The 912-nt window shown below is 41.4% G+C and carries 2 protein-coding genes; one reads left to right on the forward strand and one right to left on the reverse strand.

The genetic code is table 11. The annotated features are described in order from the left end of the window. Positions 1-411: hypothetical protein (locus A3739_RS30310; protein WP_197472521.1), on the forward strand; the 411-nt coding region annotated here is incomplete at its 5' end. Positions 412-421: 10 nt separating this feature from the next. On the opposite strand, the gene A3739_RS23450 is transcribed toward A3739_RS30310, so the two are convergent. Further along, a partial coding sequence (locus A3739_RS23450; protein ID WP_156502790.1) for a TRAP transporter large permease subunit occupies positions 422-912 on the reverse strand: 491 nt, incomplete at its 5' end.

Genomic DNA, 912 nt, shown 5'->3' on the forward strand with positions numbered 1-912 from the left:
AATGGCATTACGATCGATGAAGATGGAAAAATATATGTCGCGGAATCGACCGGGCTTCAAATCACCCAATATTCAAAAGATACTGATGAAAGTTGGAAAGCGACTCAACGCTATGACCTTGAAGTTATCGTCGACAATTTAGAATGGTCAGATACCGGTAAGCTTCTAGTTGCTTCTCACCAAAGCGCGCTTTACTTTTTAATGCATACCTTTGAGCACAGCAATCACTCACCTTCTATCGCACACGAAATCGATACCGTAAGCGGTGAAATCAATTTGCTATATATGAGCGATGGCGCTCAGCTGTCAGGCGCTAGCGTCGCAGCGCAATATAAAGATTCTTTATTAATTGGTTCTGTATTCGAAGAACATTATCTTCACTGCAAATCTGAACAGTTAGCGTCACGCTAACTGTTCTACTTTAGAGCAAACCGAAAAATCCTGGAAAGAATAAGATAGCTAGAACGACCAATATTTGTAGGCAAATGAAAGGCATCACACCTTGATATATGTCGCTCGTTCTAATGCTAGACGGTGCGACCCCTTTCAAATAAAACAAACTAAAACCGAAAGGGGGTGTTAAGAAACTCGTCTGCAAATTCATAGCAATGAGAATCGCAAACCACAGCATACTGATTCCTAGCAATTCAGCGATCGGTGCCAGCACCGGAACAATAATGAAAGAGATTTCGACGAAATCAATAAAGAATCCTAGTATCAAAATGACAAGCATCGTGAGAATAAGAAAACCCCATTTCTCGCCAGGCAAATTCGTTAACCAGTGCTCTAATATCTCTTCACCGCCGGTATAGCTGAATGTCATTGAAAAAGCCGTAGCACCCAGCAAAATAGCAAACACCATCGCTGTAACGGTCACTGTTTCACGAGCACTATCTAAAAGCATCTTCAAAT

This window comes from Oleiphilus sp. HI0067, from assembly GCF_001635735.1.